Origin of the sequence: Streptomyces sp. NPDC001750 (assembly GCF_042892615.1) — a bacterium.
Classification (GTDB): domain Bacteria; phylum Actinomycetota; class Actinomycetes; order Streptomycetales; family Streptomycetaceae; genus Streptomyces.
In genome coordinates, this window is sequence record NZ_JBIAUE010000019.1 from 138,451 (window position 1) to 153,719 (window position 15,269).

Here is a 15,269-nt window from a genome sequence, read left to right on the forward strand (position 1 = left end):
CCGGCAGGCCGGTCCGGCGCACCCCTCCGGACCGGCCCGCCACCCCCCATCCGGTGCACCGCCGCCAGGGGAGCCACGCCGCTCCCCCACACAGACCGGAAAGACCATGGCTTCCACCACACCGATAGACACGCCGCCGGTACCACCGGCGGCGACCGGCCGCGCCCCCAGTACCGGGCGCGCGGGCGACAAGATCTTCCTGGGGCTCTCCCGGGGCTCGGGCATCCTGCTGCTCGTGATCATGGCGTCGATCGCCGTGTTCCTCACCTACCGCGCCGCACTGGCCGTCTCCAAGAACGAGGGCAACTTCTTCACCGCCTTCGACTGGAACCCGGCCGGCGACCCGCCGGTCTTCGGCATCGCGGTCCTGCTCTTCGGCACGGTCGTCAGCTCGATCGTCGCGATGATCATCGCCGTCCCGGTCGCCGTCGGCATCGCCCTGTTCATCTCGCACTACGCGCCGCGCAAGCTGGCCGCGCCCCTCGGATACGTCGTCGACCTGCTCGCCGCCGTGCCGAGCATCGTCTACGGCATCTGGGGCGCCCTCTTCCTGGTCCCGTACCTGGAGGGCCTCAACCTCTGGCTCGACGACTTCTTCGGCTGGACGTACATCTTCGACAAGACCGAGGTCGGCGTCGCCCGCTCGCTGTTCACCGTCGGCATCCTGCTCGCGATCATGATCCTGCCGATCGTCACCAGCGTCAGCCGCGAGGTCTTCCTCCAGGTCCCGAGGATGAACGAGGAGGCCGCCCTCGCCCTCGGCGCCACCCGCTGGGAGGTCATCCGCCTCTCAGTGCTCCCCTTCGGCCGCTCCGGCGTGATCTCCGCGTCGATGCTGGGCCTGGGCCGGGCGCTCGGCGAGACGATGGCCGTCGCCACGGTCCTGTCGCCGAGCTTCGTCATCTCCGGGCATCTGCTCAACCCGGGTGGCGGAACGTTCGCCCAGAACATCGCCGCGAAGTTCGACGAGGCCGACCAGTTCGGGCGTGACGCCCTGATCGCCTCCGGCCTCGTCCTCTTCGTCCTCACCCTGCTGGTCAACGGCGCGGCCCGGCTCATCATCGCCCGCCGCAAGGAGTACTCGGGGGCCAACGCATGAGCCACGCAGCGAACACCGGCGTCCAGGAGGTCCCCGCCCGCGCGGCGACCGTCGCCCCCCGGACCGGCCTCGGCACACGGTCGCTCCCCCGCTGGGCTCCCTTCGGCTTCGCGGCCGTGGCGCTCGTGCTGGGCGTCGGCACCGGCATCGCCGCCGGCTGGGAGAGCCGCACCCAGTGGGGGCTCTTCTCCGCCCTCCTCTTCGTCGTCATCTCGTACATCACGACCTCGGTCGTGGAGAACCGGCGCCAGGCCAAGGACCGGCTCGCCACCAGCATCGTCTGGGTGTGCTTCCTGCTGGCCGTCGCCCCGCTGGCCTCCCTGCTGTGGACGACGATCAGCCGGGGCGCCGAACGCCTCGACCTGTACTTCCTGACCCACTCGATGGCCGGGGTGCTCGGCTCCGAGGCCAGCGGCGGTGTCTACCACGCGCTGATCGGGACCCTGGAGCAGGTCGGCCTCGCCACCCTCATCGCCGCCCCCATCGGCATGCTGACCGCCGTCTACCTGGTCGAGTACGGCCGGGGCGCGCTGGCCCGCGCCGTCACCTTCTTCGTCGACGTCATGACGGGCATCCCGTCGATCGTCGCCGGTCTCTTCATCCTCTCGATCATGCTGATGACGCAGACCGACCCGTCCGGTCTGATGGGCGCGCTGGCGCTCACGATCCTGATGATCCCGGTCGTGGTCCGCTCCACCGAGGAGATGCTCAAGCTCGTCCCGAACGAGCTGCGCGAGGCGTCGCTCGCCCTGGGCGTCCCGAAGTGGCGCACCATCCTGAAGGTGGTCCTCCCGACCGCGCTCGGCGGCATCACCACCGGTGTGATGCTCGCGATCGCCCGCATCGCCGGTGAGACCGCACCGATCATGCTGCTGGTCTTCGGCAGCCAGCTGATCAACACGAACCCGTTCTCGGGCGCCCAGTCCTCGCTCCCCTTCTACATCTGGGAGCAGTACAAGGTCGGCACCGAGCAGTCGTACGACCGGGCCTGGGCCGCCGCCCTCGTGCTGATCGCCTTCGTCATGATCCTCAACCTCGTGGCCCGCGGCATCGCCCGCTGGAAGGCCCCGAAGCACTGATACGTGCGGCTCCCGCCCCGTGACCGGCCGCCGACGCGGCCACAGAAAGAAGCAGTGATTCAGATGGCCAAGCGCATCGACGTCAGCGGCCTGTCCGCCTACTACGGCTCCCACCTCGCCATCGAGGACATCTCGATGACCGTGGAGCCCCGCTCCGTGACCGCCTTCATCGGCCCCTCCGGCTGCGGCAAGTCCACCTTCCTGCGCACCCTCAACCGCATGCACGAGGTCACCCCCGGCGGCCGCGTCGAGGGCAAGGTGCTGCTGGACGACGAGAACCTGTACGGGCCGAGCGTCGACCCGGTCACCGTGCGCCGCACGGTCGGCATGGTCTTCCAGCGCCCCAACCCGTTCCCGACCATGTCGATCTTCGACAACGTCGCGGCGGGCCTCAGGCTGAACGGCTCGTACAAGAAGAGCGAGCTTCCCGACATCGTCGAGAAGTCGCTCCGCGGCGCCAACCTCTGGAACGAGGTCAAGGACCGGCTGAACAAGCCCGGCTCCGGCCTCTCCGGCGGTCAGCAGCAGCGTCTGTGCATAGCCCGCGCGATCGCGGTCGAGCCGGAGGTGCTGCTGATGGACGAGCCCTGCTCCGCCCTGGACCCGATCTCCACCCTCGCCGTCGAGGACCTGATCGGCGAGCTGAAGGAGCGCTTCACGATCGTCATCGTGACGCACAACATGCAGCAGGCGGCCCGCGTCTCGGACCGCACGGCGTTCTTCAACCTCGCGGCGGTCGGCAAGCCCGGCAAGCTGATCGAGATCGACGACACGGAGCGCATCTTCTCCAACCCGTCCGTCCAGGCCACCGAGGACTACATCTCGGGCCGGTTCGGATAACGGAGGCCGGGCCCTCCTCCGGACCGGCGGAGGGCCGGATCCCCGACCCCCAAGGATGGCCTTTGGGTGCTGCATGGCGGTGCCACCCGTAAGGCAAAGGGTCCGCCCCGCTCCCCCCACGGGGAAGCGGGGCGGACCCGACTTCCGTACCGGCGCGTGCCGGCGGCCCTCACGGCCGTTCGTCAGCCGAAGAGCAGCAGCACGACCCCGTAGCTGGCGGCGGCGACCAGGGCCGCGGCCGGCATGGTGATGAACCAGCCGAGGATGATGTTCTTGGCGACGCCCCAGCGCACCGCGTTCACCCGCTTCGTGGCGCCCACGCCCATGATCGCGGAGGTGATCACATGCGTGGTGGAGATCGGCGCGTGGAACAGGAACGCCGAGCCGAACATGATCGACGCGCCGGTGGTCTCCGCCGCGAACCCCTGCGGCGGATCCAGCTCGATGATCTTCCGGCCCAGCGTGCGCATGATGCGCCAGCCGCCCGCGTACGTGCCCAGTGACAGCATCAGCGCGCAGACCAGCTTCACCCAGACCGGAATCGGATCCTCCGGGCTCTCGATGTCCGCGATGACCAGGGCCATCACCACGACACCCATGGTCTTCTGCGCGTCCTGGAGCCCATGGCCGAGCGCCATGCCCGCCGCCGAGACCGTCTGCGCTATCCGGAAACCGCGCTTGGCCTTGTGCGGATTGGTCTTCCGGAAGATCCACATGATCACGACCATCACCAGATAGCCGACGACCAGCCCTATGACGGGCGAGAGGAACATCGGGATGACGATCTTGTCGATCACCCCGTCCCAGTGGACCATCGTCCCGCCGGCGAGCGCCGCGCCGACCATGCCGCCGAACAATGCGTGCGAGGAGGAGGACGGAAGCCCGAAATACCAGGTGACGAGGTTCCACATGATGGCACCGACGAGGGCGGCGAAGAGGATTCCCATCCCCTTGTCGCCTTCGGGCGTCGCGATCAGACCCTCACTGACGGTCTTGGCGACACCACTGCCGAGAAACGCGCCCGCGAGATTCATCACCGCCGCCATCGCCAGCGCGGCACGCGGGGTGAGCGCCCGGGTGGAGACGGAGGTGGCGATGGCGTTCGCCGAGTCGTGGAAGCCGTTCGTATACGTAAAGCCGAGCGCGACCCCGATGGTCACGATCAGCGCAAAGGTGTCCACGTGGTTCAGGACTCCTTGACCGCGATGGTCTCCACCGTATTGGCGACGTGCTCGAACGCGTCGGCCGCCTCTTCCAGTACGTCCACGATCTGCTTGAGCTTCAGCACCTCGATGGCGTCGTACTTGCCGTTGAAGAGATGGGCGAGCAGTTTGCGGTGGATCTGGTCGGCCTGGTTCTCCAGGCGATTGACCTCGATCCAGTACTCGGTGAGATTGTCCATGGTCCGCAGCCCGGGCATCGCCTCGGCGGTCAGCTCGGCCGCGCGGGCCAGCACCTCGATCTGCTGCGCGATGCCCTTGGGGAGTTCCTCGATCTGGTACAGCACGACCAGGTCGACGGCCTCCTCCATGAAGTCCATGATGTCGTCGAGCGACGAAGCGAGGCTGTAGATGTCCTCGCGGTCGAACGGCGTGATGAAAGAGGAGTTCAGCTGGTGGAAGATCGCGTGGGTGGCATCGTCCCCCGCGTGCTCCGCTGCCCGCATGCGCTCCGCGATCTCGGCTCGGGAGGCAGGGTCCGCCCCCAGCATTTCCATCAGGAGTTTCGAGCCCGTGACGATGTTGTCCGCGGAGGCGGAGAACATGTCGTAGAAGCTCGTCTCCCTGGGGGTCAGACGAAAGCGCACGTGGGGTCCTCGGGGTGCTTTGGATTCGGTCAGGCTGATGCTAGGCGCATCATCCGGCCACGGCTAACCGGCGTTCTTCAGTGTCCCGCATGGGGCGCGGAGATCAGCACGGACCCCCGGTCACGTTTCGGCAGAATTCGTTAAGCTATACCCACCAGGGGTATACGAATGGCAGTAGTAAAGGGAATACGGGAGGCAGCCATGACCACCACCGGGACCGCCGCGACCACCTCGGACGCCGGCACCGCGAGCGCCGACGCCACGGCGGATGCCACGACCTCGGGCGCCTCGACCGCCCCCGACCCCGTGGCCGGTTCCGCCACCACCGGGGCGGCCGAGCCGGTCGTCACCGACCACGACCGGGGCATCCACGGCTACCACCACCAGAAGGCCGAGCACCTCAAACGGCTGCGCCGGATCGAGGGCCAGATCCGCGGCCTGCAGCGCATGGTCGACGAGGACGTCTACTGCATCGACATACTCACCCAGGTCTCGGCGTCCACGAAGGCCCTCCAGTCCTTCGCGCTCCAGCTGCTGGAGGAGCATCTGCGGCACTGCGTGGCGGACGCCGCGCTCAAGGGGGGCGACGAGGTGGACGCCAAGGTCGAGGAGGCCACCAAGGCCATCGCCCGCCTGCTCCGCACCTGACGACGGGGTCCGGCCCGCAGCCGGGCGGGCCGGGCGACGACCGGTCACGCCCGGCGGGCGCCGACCGGGCCCCGGGCATCACCCGTCACGGCGGATGATCGAACAGGACGAACCGGATCACCACCGGTACCGTGACCGGAAAGATCTGCCCGGAAGGAGCGTCGTCCGGCGCGTGCGATCGCAAGGCGGCCGGAAGCCCTCGGACGGGATCTCCCCTGCTCGAACGAAGGTGTGGGCCTGGGGAGGTGCCGGGCGGCGTGGCGGGGCGAACGTTGCCGGAAGGACCACTGGTCAGGCCAGGCGGTCACCGGACCGGGGAGCGGTGGCCCGCTCGGCGACCACCCCCACGTTCAGCACCTCGTCGATGCGGGCGGAGCTGAGCCGCTCCCCGATCGCGGCCGACGCTGCGATCATCAGCTCGCCGCAGAGCTCGATCTCGGCGAGAGCCACATGGTCGGATTCGGTCCGTGTGCCGAGCGTCACCACGCCACTCACCTCTCATTGCCGTCGCCGACTTCCCAGCGTAGGGAGCGGAGCACGCACCGCGCATGGCACGGACGGACCATTTCTGCTCCGCCGGCTTGCCTACGTCCGACCCCGCCCGGCCCGCCCGGCCGCTCGCGCCCGCCACCGCCGCCCCGGCCGGGACGCACCCGCCGCCGTGCCGACGCGTATCCCGTCCTCCGTTCCACCATCGCGCCGGCCGCCGTGCCGACACGTGCTCCACAGACGTACCGGCACACGAAGCCGTTCCGCGCCCCGCCTAGTGCTGTGACCGGGAAGGTTCACCGGCTCGCGATGCCCGGCACGGCACCTCGCGGTGTTGTCGCATCACCCGCGTACGTCCAGTACGCGGACGATGCTCCGCCTTGCGATGTACCGCACCGGACGTCGCGAGCCACCCGGCAAACCTTCCCGGTCACAGCACTAGCGCTCCTCGATCTTCCCGGTGTAGATGTCGTCGTCGTCCGGCAGCCGGACGGAGACGGGCACCCCGAAATCGGACAGCGACGTCGTCGACGTCACCTCCACCGCGGGCCCCGCGTCGGCGAAGGCGAACCGGTGGCGCACCTCACGCAGCCGCCCCTGTTCGTCCAGGTACACGTCGAACGGCACGGTTCGGGTGCGAAATCCTTTCGCCGCCGCGACCAGCGCCCCGCGCGATTGCGGTGACGCCTCGCGGGCCGCCCGCCCGATGTCCGAAACCCCTCGGTAGTGCCGCACGCTCACACCGGCGAGCACCGCCTGCCCCACGTACTCCACCTGCCGTGCCCCGCGCAGCAGTTCCGCCGCGATCATGGGGTCGGTCACCCCGCCGGTGACCAGATTGCCGTCCGCCAGCGTCGTCGTGTCGACCTTGACCCACTTGTCCGCGGGCACCCCGGCGCCGCGATTCATCATGTACAGCGCGTCGGGGACCAGCAGCTCGGTGACGGGGCGGTGCCCGTCCGCCCCGGCGGCGTCCTCGGGCAGTACGACCTCCAGCCGGCCGGCGCGCCTGCGGAAGTCGTACGCCCCGCGGCCCCTGATCGTCACCCGCGTCCCGCCCGCCGCGGTCTGCATCGACGTACGCACCCGGGCGCTTCCCCCGACGTCCCCGCCCCCGGCTCCAGCCACCGTCCCCGTTCCGGTGCCGGACACCGTCCCGCCGAGCACCTCGGCCGCACGGCGGACCGCGTCGAGCGAGTCGGCCCCGCCCCGCTCGTCGGCCACGGTGCTGTCGCCGCGGCCCCGATCACCCCCGCATCCGGCGGTCGCCGCCATCACGCCCACCACGGCGAGGGCGCAGACAGCGCGCGCCCCGCCTCCGGACCTGTGCCGCTGCACCACCATCGCCTGTCAACCCCCAACGCCGTACCGCTTGCCCGAGCCCCCCATCCGTTCCGGATAACGACAACCCGTGTCCCCCGTCACGCCGTTCCCGAACGCCACACCGCCGAGTGGCGGCGCCCAGTACCGTGGACGGGTGTACGTCCAACACACCCCAGAGGCCCCGCCGGCCGCCCCCGCTCCCACGTCCTTCGGACACGAACCCACGACTGTGGAACGCGGCTCGTTCTGCATCGCCCGTTGCGCCTGCGGATGGTCGGGACCGGCCCGCCGCTCCCGCGACCGGGCCCGGGCCGACGCCTCGGAGCACCGCGCCTCGCCCTGACCCCACGCCGCACACCCCCACTCACCTCGCGCCCGGCCTCTCCCCCCACCTGACGGCCCGCACCGGCCCATGCCCCGGAGGTCCGATGAACACGCCCCATCAGCCCCCCGTGCCCCAACCGCGCACGGGGCCGGGCCGGCGCGCGGTGCTCACCGCGGGCGCCGTCGCGGTGCTCGCCGGCGCCGCGAGCGCGTGCGACAACGCTTCCGTGCCCGGCGACGATCCGGCGGGAACGGGAGGAGCGTCGGGCACTTCGGGCGCCTCGGGCGGGACCGCCCCCGGCTCACCCGCCTCACCGGACCCATCCCTCTCGTCGAAACCCTCCCCCGCCGGTCCGGCCGACTGGTCCGCCCTCGCGAAGGGCCTCGACGGCAGGCTCGTACGGCCCCGGGACGGGGACTACCCGACTGCCCGTCAGCTCTACAACACCCGGTTCGACGGTCTGAAGCCCGCCGCCGTGGCCTACGTGGGGCACGCTGCGGATGTCCGCGAATGCCTGGCCTTCGCCCGCCGCACGGGCACCCCCGTGTCGATCCGGGGCGGTGGCCACTCCTACGCGGGCTGGTCGAGCGGCGACGGACGCCTCGTCATCGACGTCTCGTCGCTGTCGCGCGTCGAACGGAACGGCACGATCGGCGCGGGCGCCAGACTCATCGAGGTCTACCAGGGCCTCGCCCGCCACGGCCTGACGATCCCCGGCGGCTCCTGCCCCACGGTCGGCATCGCGGGCCTCACCCTCGGCGGCGGCCACGGCGTCGCCTCCCGCGCGTACGGTCTGACCTGCGACAGCCTCACCTCCGCCACCCTCGTCACGGCCGACGGCAGGACCGTCACCGCGGACGCGGACCACCACCCGGACCTCTTCTGGGCGCTGCGCGGTGCGGGCAACGGCAACTTCGGCGTGGTCACCGAGCTGACGTTCCGCACCCGCCCGACCCCGCAGGCCGTCACCGCCTACCTGTCCTGGCCCTGGTCGCGGGCCCGTTCCGCCGTCACGGCGTGGCAGGAGTGGGGGCCGTCGCAGCCCGACGAGATCTGGTCCTCGCTGCACCTCGCCGCCGGTCCGGGCGGCGGCCCGACCGTCACGGTGGCCGCGTTCGGTCTCGGCACGTACGACGAGCTGCAGAACGCCGTCGACCGTCTCGCCGACCGGATCGGCGCCCCTGCGTCCTCCGTGTCGCTGCGCCGGCGCGGCTACCAGGAGGCGATGCTCGGGTACGCGGGCTGCGCGGGCATCACCGACGCCCAGTGCCATCTGCCGGGTTCGACGCCCGGCCGCACCGAGCAGGGCACGCTCCAGCGGGAGACGTACGCCGCCGCTTCCGACTTCTACGACCGCTCGCTGTCCCCGGCGGGCGTCGGCGCCCTCCTCGACCGGGCCGAGGCGTTCACCCGCGTCCCGGTCTCCGGGGGCGGCGCGGGCACCATCACGCTGACCGCGCTCGGCGGCGCGATCAACCGGGTCGCCCCTCGGGCCACGGCGTTCGTCCACCGCCGTTCACGCGTCCTGGCCCAGTACGTCGGTGCCTGGGAGCACGGCACGGCGGGCAGCGCACAGCAGGACTGGCTGAAAAACACCCACATGGCGATGGGCCGGTACGCGTCCGGGGCGGCGTACCAGAACTACCCGGATCCCTCGCTGGGCGACTGGCGCCGGGCCTACTACGGCACGGCCGCCGAGCGTCTGACGGACCTGAAGAAGCGCTACGACCCCGAGCGCCTGTTCTCGTTCCCGCAGGCCCTCTGATTCCTCGGCTTCTGACGCACCACCACATCGCGGCCCGGAACCGGCGGAGCGGCGCTCCGGGCCCCGGGCCCGACGGGCAGCGCGTCGGCCCGGCCGACCGGCGCACGAGTTCGAAGCGCGGCCTACGCGGCCAGGTCCTTCTCACCGTCCCGGCAGACCGACCCCGGGCGCGGCTCGGGAATCCCGATCGTCCCCGTCCGGCCACCGGGCCTCGCCGCCGACGACGCACCGCGCGACCTGACGAGCCGTCCGAGGCGGTCCGAGCGGGAGACGGCCGCCGTCAACGGCGTCAGCAGCATCATCGCGAGCGGGGAGAGCAGCAGGGCGACCGCCGTGCCGAGCGCCAGTCCGCCGACGACGTCGGTCGGGTAATGGACACCCATGTAGATCCGGCAGAAGCCCTCCAGGAGGGCCAGGCCGATCGCGACGACACCGAACTTCCGGTTGACCACGAAGAGTCCGACCGCCAGAGCCATGGCCATCGTGGCGTGATCGCTCACGAAGGAGAAGTCGTTCTTCCCCTCCACGAGGACCTCCAGCCCCGCGTGTTCGCGGAACGGACGCTGCCGTTCCACGAATCCGCGGATGGGGATGTTGACGAGCAGCGCGATCCCGGCGGCGAGCGGCGCCCAGACGATCCCGGCGACCGCCGTCACCGAGTCCTCGGCCGTGCCGCGCCGGCGCACGCTCCACCAGCACCACAGGACCACCAGGACCATGCCGAGCATGATCCCGTACTCGCCCACGAACCCCATGATCCGGTCGAACCAGGCGGGGGCGGACTTCGCGAGCCCGTTGATCTCGTAGAGCAGGCCGACGTCGGGGTTCGACCCATCCATTGCGAGTCCAGCCATCCGCTGCGGCCCCTTGTCTTGTCTGCTGACGCGGGGCACACCCGTGCACCGCCCTGACGAACCCCCGTGTTGGTTCGATCACCGCGTGGCTGCGCTGCCCGTGCGGACCCGTCCGTACGGACCTGCCGGCGAGGGCCGGTCCGGAGGGCGTGCGCGCGGTCGGCTCACAGCTGCCCGCGGGCCGCCCGGTCCACCCGGGTCATCCAGTCCACCCAGGGAACGACGCGGTCCGTGCGCGCGTTCCACTCTCCACCGAATGATCACTATGACGTTATCGAAGAGTGACTCATCGTCGCAGCTCAGGGCCTGGGCCTTACGGAGAGTTCTGGCCACCGCCGTCGCCGCGTCAGACCTCCGGACGGTCGCCGGGAAGGTCGGTCGGGAGGGCCGCGGCCCCTTCCCTCGTCACGCGGGTCGCGCCGAAGTAATCGGGGGTGTCGATCTTGTCGAACCGGATCACCGACCCGGTGTACGGCGCGTTGATCATGTAGCCCCCTCCCACGTACAGCCCCACGTGCCGAATGGCCCGCGAGTTGGTCAGGTCGTCCGAGAAGAACACCAGGTCACCGGGGAGCAGTTCGTCGCGCGAGGGATGCGGCCCGGCGTTGTACTGGTCGTTCGCCACCCGGGGCAGATCGATCCCCTCGGTGCGGTACGCGGCCTGGGTCAGCCCCGAACAGTCGAACCGCCCGCCCTGCTCCGGTGTGCCGTTGCCACCCCACAGATACGGCGTGCCGAGCTTGTTCTGGGCGAAGTGGATGGCCCCGGCCGCCTGCTCCGAGGGCCGCACCCGCCCCACGGGCCGGGCGAAACTCTTCTCCAGCGACCGGATGATGGTGACGTAGTTCTTCGTCTCCGCGATATTGGGGACCCCGCCGGAGCGGATCACCCGGTACGCCCCGGCGTTGTACGCGGCGAGCATGTTGTCCGTCTGGTCGCCGGGCACCTTCTTCACGTACCCGGCCAGCTCGCAGTCGTACGAGGCGGCGGACGGAATCGCGTCCTGTGGATCCCATACGTCGCGTCTGCCGTCGCCGTTGCCGTCGATCCCGTGCCCGGCCCAGGTGCCCGGGATGAACTGGGCGATCCCCTGGGCGGCCGCCGGGCTCTCGGCCCGGGGGTTCCATCCGCTCTCCTGGTACAGCTGGGCGGCCAGGAGGGCCGGGTTGATTGCCGGGCAGAGGTTGCCCCACTTCTGCACCAGCCCCTGGTACTTCGCCGGCACCGCGCCCTTCGCCAGCCCGACCGCCCCGCTCCTGCCGGAACTCGTGAGTCCGGCGGCGGCGGAATACGTGCCGACGACGAGCAGCGTCACGAAGCACATGGCCATGCCGACGCCTAGCCCACCGATCACCCAGAATTTGCGCACCCCTCAACCATCCCCCATCGGGGCGGTTTTCATGGCCACTTTCGCGGGTGTGTACGAATCAACCGGGTCACCGGGGTCGTTCACGGGCCCTTCCCGCACCTCGGGTGACACAGGGGGCGCACCCACCGCCCGGTGGGGCGCACCGCTTCCCGACGGGGCGCACGCCGCGCCGCCACGGGATCACGGTGCGCCGAACTCCGACGGGCGTGCGCCGAACGGCGGTCGGCACGCTCTGAACACGAGTCAGAGCGTGCCGATCCGGAGCCCTCGCGCGTCGGCACGGACCACACCGTGCCGACATCCCGTCAGGCCGCGCCGCTCGACCAGTGATCGGACCGCACATTGGGGCGCGGGAGCGGGTAGACCCCCTTGTACGCCGGCCCGTTCGGCTCGGACGTGGACTCGGCGACCTTCGACTCCTTCACGCAGGGGCTGTCCGCCTCGAAGAAGACCTGGCCCTTGCCGCGGACGCTCACGCTGATCCCGAAGCCGTCCTTGGTCTGCGCGTAGACCGCGGGGAAGACCTTGTCGTCGTTCTTGCCCTTGATGCGGTAGCCGTTCTCGCGCCAGTGGTTCTCGACCTGGTCCAGGAAGCTCTGGCGGCGTTCCGCCGACACGATGGTCATCACGGTCCGCCTGCGGGTCACGTCGCAGGTGCCGGTGGTCGTCGGGCCGTGCGCCCACTGCACCTCGGGGTCGATCGCCTCCAGCACGGAGTCGAGCATGCCGTCGGAGCGTTCCGCGGCCTCCTGCATGTTCATGTCGGTCCTCTTGGCTCGCCGGACGCCGTCGGTCTCCTGGGTGTTCTCGTCGCCGCCGGTGCCCTTGGTGCTCATGTTGCTCTCGGTGGAATTGCCCGGGCTCTCGCCGCCCGAACCCGCGTGTTCGTTGCCGCAGCCCGTCAGCGCGAAGCCGACGGCCAGTGCCACCGCGACGAACCGGAACCTTCGCTTCATCGCTGTTCCTCCATCTTGAGCCTGTCGGAGTTGCCGGACACGATCAGGGCGATGCTGTCCGCCGACATGGCGTCCCGTACCGGGTCGAAGTAGTTGGAGTGCGCGTCGAAGCTCACACCACCGGTACTGATGAACGGCGTCCCCGGGGCCACCGGGAACCGCTTGGCCCCGAACGCCTTGCTCGCCGGGTCCTTGCCGAACCAGAGGTCGTCGTCGCCCTTGTCGGCCAGGTCGCCCGCGATGTACGCGCCGGCCGGGCCTCCCAGGATCATCCCCACCGTACCCACGACCACCTGTGTCTTGGACGGAAGGTGGGTGACCGGGTCGTTCTGGGCGGCACCGACGAAGACGTGCCCGGCACCGACGCCGAGGTCCACGGCGCGGTCCACGCCGACTCCGGGACTGCCGACCAGGATGATGTCGTCGACCCCCGGGATACCGCCCGGGTGCTGTGTCGCGGCCCCCACGGCGCGGGAACCGTAGGAGTGACCGATGGCGGTGATGTGCGGGTCCGCGTTCTGGTTGGTGGCCGAGATGCCCGACATGAAGTCGTTGTACGCGGCTCCGCCCTTCTCCGCCCGGCTGGTGCCCGCGACGGCCAGGCTGTGCAGCCCGTCCGGCGACTGCGGCGCGTCGTAGCCGAGCCAGACGATCGCCGCGGTCGACGGGTCGTAGCCCTGGGCACCGATCGCCGTGTCGCGGGCGCGCTTGAGGCCCGTCTTGGCGAAGTCCTCGTCCAGCGCGGTGTTCAGGCCCGGCACATAGGCCGACACGTGCTTCGACGTGTCGGGGTTCCCGTACGAGACGATGGCCCTCCCGTTGCCCTCGTCGCTGATGCCGAGCAGGTACATCGGCGGCTGACTGCCCTCGTTCAGCTGACGCTGGATCTCCCGCAGACCGGCCAGCTGCTCCTTCGACTTGGAGTCGGTCTTGCCCTCCAGCTTCGAGATCAGCTCGGGCAGGTTCTTGCGGTTGGCCTTGTCCCGGTCCGCCGCCGGAATGCCGTCCAGGTAGCCGATCTTGTCCGAGGAGAGGTCGAGGTACTGGTCGCGCTGTTGCTGCGACAGGCCGTCCCACCACGCCTTGCGATCGGCCGCGGAGGCGTTGTACGGGATGCGGTCGTTGAGGTAGTCGCGCGTCGCGCCCTGCACCGCCGCCTCGACCCGGGGCCCGGAGCCGGGCAGTCCGGCGACCGCGCCGCCGCCCCCGCCGGACGCCTTGGTCATGTCCCAGGCGGCGGCGATGTACTGGCCCTTGTCCCACTTGTTGCCCGCGCCCCGTGCCGCCTGGCCGTACTGGTCGGCGATGCCCTTGACCGTGTCGCCGGGGTGGAAGACCGCGTCGACGACGCCGGTGACGTCGCCCCACAGGCCGCCGTCGCCGACGACACCGTCGAGGAAGCCGCCCTCCGAGGAGCCGGAGGAACCCGACGAACCGTCTTGTCTACCCGCGTCAACCGGCGAAGAAGAATTGCCGCCGGTCGATTCGCCGGAGCCACCGGAGCCCTCGGTGCCGCCTGAGCCCTGGGTCCCACCGGAACCCTGGGTCCCACCCGTGCCACCGGAGCCGCCGGAGCCGCCCGACGAGCCCGTGCCACCGGACGCGTCGGATCCCCCGGACGCGGCCGAACCGCCCGAGTCCGTACCACCGGAGGTGGTCGACCCGCCGCTGCCGGTACCACCGGTCACGGTCGCGCCTTCGGAGCCCGCACCGCCCGACGAGCCGGACCCTCCGCCGGTCGCACCCGAGCCCTTGCCCGCCTCCACATTGCCGTCCGGCGGCGCGCACGCGCCCCCGGTCAGCTGGCAGATGGCATTCTGGATCTGCCCTGTCAGCTGCGCGCCGATTCCCGTGGCCACGAGCGCCCCGATGAGGGCCACGACCACGAGGATCATGCCCAGGTACTCCATCGCCGTCTGCCCGGCGTCGGCACGACGCCACTTCAGCATCCGCGCGACGCTGAACGGGCGGTACTGGACGCGCTGTTCGGGCCGCAGCCGGAACCACTCGCGCGAACCGGCCCGGCAGAGCAGGACGATGACGACGACCGGCAGGACCACCTGCGCCAGGCCCTGCCCGGCGGTGCCGTCCTTCAGGGTCGCGAACGCGCCCAGGGCGAGCCAGATGTGTACGGCGAGGAGCCCGCGCCGGATCCAGACGCCCCCGGTCCGCACGTACAGCGACAGCACGAACCCGATCACGCCGGGCAGGGCCGCGTACACGAGCATGCCCAACAGCCGCCCGTCCACCGCATCGACGGCCGACGCCACGACGAGCGCGTCGATCACACCGATGACGGTGACGGCGAAGAGAAGCCGTACGAGAATCAGCACCGCCTGCAAGGGGCGCGACAACGGCTGTCTACCCGGAGGAACGTCGGCGGCACCGATGCCGGCACCGCCCGGTACCGCTAATTCTCGTATGCCAGACACGGCGAGTCTCCCCAGCTTTGTGAGTGGGTGCAGCGACAGTTCCCCCCGGTACCGTTATGCGACCACAGCACTACAGGACGCGGCATGGGCCCCAGGGCCTAATACCAGGCTCAAAAACCCAGGTGATCCGCGTCTCCCGTACCGTCACCGACCGCCTGGATCCGGGGCATTGAGGACGGCCCACCCATCGGCGCGCCCCGGCGGACCAGAAGGCGGAGTGGGCGTCGGGGCGAGGAATGATCTCGGCGCGTCTCCGGACGAATCTCTCCGAAAGGGGCAAGGA

At 70.5% G+C, this 15,269-nt stretch carries 14 protein-coding genes; 6 read left to right on the top strand and 8 right to left on the bottom strand.

Translation table 11 applies throughout. The features are described 5' to 3' along the window. Nucleotides 1-106 precede the first annotated feature (106 nt). The 3 genes from pstC to pstB all read left to right on the top strand — a co-directional run bounded on the left by pstC (nucleotide 107) and on the right by pstB (nucleotide 3,018). Nucleotides 107-1,099 (top strand): phosphate ABC transporter permease subunit PstC, encoded by a 993-nt coding sequence (gene pstC / locus ACFYY6_RS26620; RefSeq protein WP_389195488.1) that lies wholly within the window; start codon nucleotides 107-109, stop codon nucleotides 1,097-1,099. Next, nucleotides 1,096-2,178 (top strand): phosphate ABC transporter permease PstA, encoded by a 1,083-nt coding sequence (gene pstA, locus ACFYY6_RS26625; RefSeq protein ID WP_351524651.1) that lies wholly within the window; start codon nucleotides 1,096-1,098, stop codon nucleotides 2,176-2,178. The genes pstC and pstA overlap by 4 nt, the downstream gene beginning before the upstream one ends. A gap of 63 nt (nucleotides 2,179-2,241) precedes the next feature. Continuing rightward, the gene (gene pstB / locus ACFYY6_RS26630) at nucleotides 2,242-3,018 is read left to right on the top strand and encodes a phosphate ABC transporter ATP-binding protein PstB (RefSeq protein WP_351524652.1); all 777 of its coding nucleotides are present in this window, start codon (nucleotides 2,242-2,244) and stop codon (nucleotides 3,016-3,018) included. A 182-nt stretch (nucleotides 3,019-3,200) separates the two neighbouring features. Here the strand turns inward: pstB and ACFYY6_RS26635 are convergent, their stop codons facing one another. Beyond that, nucleotides 3,201-4,199, bottom strand: a complete 999-nt coding sequence (locus ACFYY6_RS26635; RefSeq protein ID WP_389195491.1) for an anion permease — start codon at nucleotides 4,197-4,199, stop codon at nucleotides 3,201-3,203. Nucleotides 4,200-4,204: 5 nt separating this feature from the next. Continuing rightward, on the bottom strand, nucleotides 4,205-4,825 hold the full coding sequence (locus ACFYY6_RS26640) for a DUF47 family protein (protein ID WP_351524653.1): 621 nt from the start codon (nucleotides 4,823-4,825) through the stop codon (nucleotides 4,205-4,207). A gap of 201 nt (nucleotides 4,826-5,026) precedes the next feature. Here ACFYY6_RS26640 and ACFYY6_RS26645 point away from each other — a divergent pair, with 201 nt between their 5' ends. Further along, entirely contained in the window at nucleotides 5,027-5,473 is a 447-nt protein-coding gene (locus ACFYY6_RS26645) for a metal-sensitive transcriptional regulator (protein ID WP_351524654.1), read from the top strand. Nucleotides 5,474-5,764: 291 nt separating this feature from the next. On the opposite strand, the gene ACFYY6_RS26650 is transcribed toward ACFYY6_RS26645, so the two are convergent. Further along, nucleotides 5,765-5,959 carry a hypothetical protein gene (locus tag ACFYY6_RS26650; RefSeq protein WP_351524655.1) on the bottom strand — a complete coding sequence of 65 codons (195 nt, stop codon included), beginning with the start codon at nucleotides 5,957-5,959 and terminating at the stop codon, nucleotides 5,765-5,767. Nucleotides 5,960-6,400: 441 nt separating this feature from the next. Beyond that, nucleotides 6,401-7,306, bottom strand: coding sequence for a hypothetical protein (locus tag ACFYY6_RS26655; protein WP_351635117.1), 906 nt, complete (start codon nucleotides 7,304-7,306; stop codon nucleotides 6,401-6,403). Nucleotides 7,307-7,439: 133 nt separating this feature from the next. Here ACFYY6_RS26655 and ACFYY6_RS26660 point away from each other — a divergent pair, with 133 nt between their 5' ends. Together ACFYY6_RS26660 and ACFYY6_RS26665 are read left to right on the top strand one after the other, a co-directional pair. Then, entirely contained in the window at nucleotides 7,440-7,628 is a 189-nt protein-coding gene (locus tag ACFYY6_RS26660) for a hypothetical protein (protein ID WP_351523657.1), read from the top strand. An 85-nt stretch (nucleotides 7,629-7,713) separates the two neighbouring features. Further along, entirely contained in the window at nucleotides 7,714-9,375 is a 1,662-nt protein-coding gene (locus tag ACFYY6_RS26665) for an FAD-binding oxidoreductase (protein WP_388650741.1), read from the top strand. Nucleotides 9,376-9,497: 122 nt separating this feature from the next. On the opposite strand, the gene ACFYY6_RS26670 is transcribed toward ACFYY6_RS26665, so the two are convergent. The 4 genes from ACFYY6_RS26670 to ACFYY6_RS26685 all read right to left on the bottom strand — a co-directional run bounded on the left by ACFYY6_RS26670 (nucleotide 9,498) and on the right by ACFYY6_RS26685 (nucleotide 14,986). Beyond that, on the bottom strand, nucleotides 9,498-10,229 hold the full coding sequence (locus ACFYY6_RS26670; RefSeq protein WP_351523654.1) for a phosphatase PAP2 family protein: 732 nt from the start codon (nucleotides 10,227-10,229) through the stop codon (nucleotides 9,498-9,500). Between the two features lie 346 nt (nucleotides 10,230-10,575). Further along, on the bottom strand, nucleotides 10,576-11,598 hold the full coding sequence (locus ACFYY6_RS26675; protein ID WP_351523652.1) for a bifunctional lytic transglycosylase/C40 family peptidase: 1,023 nt from the start codon (nucleotides 11,596-11,598) through the stop codon (nucleotides 10,576-10,578). 305 nt (nucleotides 11,599-11,903) lie between these two features. Beyond that, on the bottom strand, nucleotides 11,904-12,554 hold the full coding sequence (locus tag ACFYY6_RS26680) for a hypothetical protein (protein ID WP_351523650.1): 651 nt from the start codon (nucleotides 12,552-12,554) through the stop codon (nucleotides 11,904-11,906). After that, on the bottom strand, nucleotides 12,551-14,986 hold the full coding sequence (locus ACFYY6_RS26685; protein ID WP_351523648.1) for an alpha/beta hydrolase: 2,436 nt from the start codon (nucleotides 14,984-14,986) through the stop codon (nucleotides 12,551-12,553). Before ACFYY6_RS26685 ends, ACFYY6_RS26680 begins: the two co-directional genes overlap by 4 nt. Between the last annotated feature and the right edge of the window lie 283 nt (nucleotides 14,987-15,269).

What these genes read in the sequence shown, in the direction of transcription:
- pstC (WP_389195488.1), top strand. Translation starts at nt 107, where the DNA reads ATGGCTTCCACCACACCGATAGACACGCCGCCGGTACCACCGGCGGCG.
- pstA (WP_351524651.1), top strand. Translation starts at nt 1,096, where the DNA reads ATGAGCCACGCAGCGAACACCGGCGTCCAGGAGGTCCCCGCCCGCGCG.
- pstB (WP_351524652.1), top strand. Translation starts at nt 2,242, where the DNA reads ATGGCCAAGCGCATCGACGTCAGCGGCCTGTCCGCCTACTACGGCTCC.
- ACFYY6_RS26645 (WP_351524654.1), top strand. Translation starts at nt 5,027, where the DNA reads ATGACCACCACCGGGACCGCCGCGACCACCTCGGACGCCGGCACCGCG.
- ACFYY6_RS26655 (WP_351635117.1), bottom strand. Translation starts at nt 7,306, where the DNA reads ATGGTGGTGCAGCGGCACAGGTCCGGAGGCGGGGCGCGCGCTGTCTGC.
- ACFYY6_RS26665 (WP_388650741.1), top strand. Translation starts at nt 7,714, where the DNA reads ATGAACACGCCCCATCAGCCCCCCGTGCCCCAACCGCGCACGGGGCCG.
- ACFYY6_RS26670 (WP_351523654.1), bottom strand. Translation starts at nt 10,229, where the DNA reads ATGGCTGGACTCGCAATGGATGGGTCGAACCCCGACGTCGGCCTGCTC.
- ACFYY6_RS26680 (WP_351523650.1), bottom strand. Translation starts at nt 12,554, where the DNA reads ATGAAGCGAAGGTTCCGGTTCGTCGCGGTGGCACTGGCCGTCGGCTTC.